Raw genomic sequence first — 3,042 nt, 5'->3', positions numbered from 1 at the left:
TGGGGGAAATCTGGTGGCAGGCCATCGAGGACATCATCGCCCGCCAGGAGGCCATTGCCCTGACGGTGAAGGGCGAGACCGATTATCTCGATACCCGCACCACCGGGGAAAAGCGGGCCGCATTCGAGCGTGTGTACTGGCTGATGCGCAAGATACCCGAGGCCGAGCGCCTCGCCTTCCTGCGCGGCTTTGCCGAATCCTATGGCTATGATTTGGGCCGGCAATGCCGCGATCTCATCATGGACTGGCAGGAGTTGCGCGGCTTTGCCGATGAGCCGCTATGCACCCTGGGCGCTCATACCGTGCATCATTATGAATTGGCCAAGCTGCCCATCGACGAGGCGCGCAATGAAATGGCGCAGTCGGTGGATATCCTGGCGGCGCAATTCGGTCAGCGGCCGGCGCATTTCTCCTACCCGCTGGGCGGGCCGCTTTCGGCCGGTCCGCGCGAGTTCGATCTGGCACGCGAGATCGGCTTCCGCTCGGCGGTGACGACACGCCCTGGCGGGCTTTATCCCGTGCACGCGCAAAACCCTCACGCGCTGCCGCGCGTTTCGCTCAACGGCTTTTTCCAGTCGCGCCGCTATGTCGACGTTTTCGCCTCGGGCGGGCTCTTTACCGCTCTGGGCAAGGTCAGCGGCTGATCCTTATTCGTCGGGCCGCGACATCCAGCGCACGATGGGCATGGCCGGCAAGACCCAGCCCATGCCGGCGACGATGAAATAGGGCATCAGCACCCAGATGGGCAGGCCGGGCGGAAAGAGCAGGTAGAGGGCAGTGGCCAGGCCGGACCTGAGCACGCTGGAGCCAATCAGGCCCAACAGGCCCACGAGCTTGCGATTTCGCTGTTTCATATGCGGCAACGCGCCTATTGCGGGACGATGCCAAGCGGCATACCACTCCCGTTCGCCCACCGACACCGGGAAACTGCCGTGACCACCATGCAAAATGCCGCAATGAGCCAGACCAGCCTCGCCAGCGACCGGCTGCGCCCGGTGCGCATCTGGCTTTACAGCCTGGCGGCCTTCGTTTTGCTCATCGTGGTGGTGGGCGGCATTACCCGGCTGACCGATTCGGGACTGTCCATCACTAGTTGGAAGCCGATCTCGGGCACTATCCCGCCGCTCAACGATGCGGATTGGCACGCCGAATTCGAGGCTTACAAGCAGATCCCGCAATATCAGGTGAACAATACCTGGATGTCGCTGGACGACTTCAAATACATCTTTTTCTGGGAATGGCTGCATCGCCTGCTGGCGCGCATGCTGGGCGTGGTGTTCCTTGTGCCCTTCGCCGTCTTCCTCGTGCAGAAGCGCTTCACCGCGCAGCTGGCCTGGCCGCTGTTCGGCCTTTTCGTTCTGGGCGGCTTCCAGGGCGCGCTGGGCTGGTGGATGGTCACTTCCGGCCTCAGCGAATTGACCTCGGTGTCCCAATACCGGCTGGCCGCGCATCTGTCCGCCGCCTGCCTGCTGCTCATCGCCCTGGTGCATGTTGCCCGCTCGCTCGATCCGGTACGGGTCGAGGGCAGGGTGTCGCGCGCCGATTTCGCATGGGCGGCCGTCCTGCTTGTGCTGATCGTGCTCCAGATCGCAGCGGGCGCCTTCGTTGCGGGGCTCGATGCCGGCATGGGCTACAACACCTGGCCGCTGATGGACGGCGCCGTCATTCCCGACGGGATGGGCGTGATGCAGCCACTCTGGCGCAATTTCTTCGAGAATAATCTCACCGTGCAGTTCATCCACCGCGCCATCGCCTACCTCATCACGCTCTATGTGGCGGTGATGTGCTGGCGCCGCTGGCGGGCAGGGGGCTTTGCCGGCGTCCATGGCTGGCCGCCGCGCATCGCGATCCTGGTGCTCTTGCAGGTGGTGCTGGGCATCCTGACCCTGCTGCACGCCGTGCCGATTTCGCTGGCTGTGGGCCACCAGGCCATGGCCTTCATGCTGGCCGGCATGACCTCGGCCTACCTAGCCGATCTTCGGCGCACGGTAATATAATACCGCATTTGTAATGCATTGATTTTAAACGATAAAATCAGGCCTCTTGACGCGTGATGGAATCCCCCATACACGCAGCGCCGAACATGCTGCTTTTGTCCTTGGATGAAGGCTGCAAGCCCCAAGAAATCTAGGGAATTCAAGCAATGAGCACTTACTCGGCAAAACCGAGCGAGATTGAAAAGAAGTGGGTCCTGATCGACGCCGAAGGGCTGGTCGTGGGTCGCCTCGCCTCGATCATCGCCTCGCGCCTGCGCGGCAAGCACAAGCCGACCTTCACCCCCCATATGGACATGGGTGACAATATCATCGTCATCAATGCCGACAAGGTGAAGCTGACCGGCCGCAAGCTCGACCAGCACCGCTTCTACTGGCACACCGGCTTCCCCGGCGGTATCAAGGACCGCACGGCCCGCCAGCTGCTGGAAGGGCGCTTCCCCGAGCGCGTTCTGGAAAACGCCGTGCGCCGCATGATGCCGGGCGGTCCGCTGACCCGCGCCCAGCTCAAGAACCTCCGCGTCTATGCCGGCGCCGAGCATCCCCACGAAGCGCAGAACCCGGCCACGCTGGACGTCGCTGCGATGAACACCAAGAATGCGCGGGTGAAGTAACATGGCTGAAACCATCAACTCCCTCGAAGACCTCGGCACCACCGCCGCCGCTCCGGTCAACGCCGCTCCTGTGCACGTGCAGAAGCTCGACGCCCAGGGCCGCGCCTATGCCACCGGCAAGCGCAAGAACGCGGTCGCGCGCGTCTGGATCAAGCCCGGCAAGGGCAAGGTCACCGTCAACGGCCGCGAATTCGCCACCTATTTCGCCCGTCCGGTGCTCCAGTTGATCGTCAAGCAGCCGATCGTCGCCACCGAGCGTCTCGACCAGTATGACGTCACCGTCACCGTCGCCGGTGGTGGTCTGTCCGGTCAGGCCGGTGCCGTGCGTCACGGCATCTCCAAGGCGCTCAACTATTTCGAGCCCGCCCTGCGTCCCATCCTCAAGAAGGGTGGCTTCCTGACCCGCGACAGCCGCGTGGTGGAACGCAAGAAGT

General features: G+C 63.2%; 5 protein-coding genes. 4 read left to right on the top strand and 1 reads right to left on the bottom strand.

All coding sequences use genetic code 11. The annotated features are described in order from the left end of the window. A partial coding sequence (locus VDP82_RS16350; RefSeq protein ID WP_323015890.1) for a polysaccharide deacetylase family protein occupies positions 1-644 on the top strand: 644 nt, incomplete at its 5' end. 3 nt (positions 645-647) lie between these two features. Here VDP82_RS16350 and VDP82_RS16345 read toward each other — a convergent pair. After that, positions 648-854: a DUF2842 domain-containing protein gene (locus VDP82_RS16345; RefSeq protein ID WP_323015889.1), complete on the bottom strand. Its 207-nt coding sequence runs from the start codon at positions 852-854 to the stop codon at positions 648-650. Positions 855-941: 87 nt separating this feature from the next. On the opposite strand from VDP82_RS16345, the gene VDP82_RS16340 reads away from it, so the two are divergent. The 3 genes from VDP82_RS16340 to rpsI form a co-directional block, all read left to right on the top strand. Continuing rightward, positions 942-1,997, top strand: a complete 1,056-nt coding sequence (locus tag VDP82_RS16340) for a COX15/CtaA family protein (RefSeq protein WP_323015891.1) — start codon at positions 942-944, stop codon at positions 1,995-1,997. A 146-nt stretch (positions 1,998-2,143) separates the two neighbouring features. Beyond that, a complete protein-coding gene (rplM, locus tag VDP82_RS16335; protein ID WP_323015888.1) occupies positions 2,144-2,608 on the top strand; it encodes a 50S ribosomal protein L13 in 465 nt (154 codons plus the stop codon). 1 nt (position 2,609) lies between these two features. Further along, positions 2,610-3,042, top strand: a 433-nt coding sequence (gene rpsI, locus VDP82_RS16330; protein WP_323015887.1) for a 30S ribosomal protein S9, incomplete at its 3' end; no start/stop codon positions are given.

This window comes from Devosia sp., assembly GCF_034675085.1.
Classification (GTDB): Bacteria; Pseudomonadota; Alphaproteobacteria; order Rhizobiales; family Devosiaceae; genus Devosia.
Note: the sequence above shows the minus strand (reverse complement) of the source record. Positions and strands in the feature narration are given on the sequence as shown.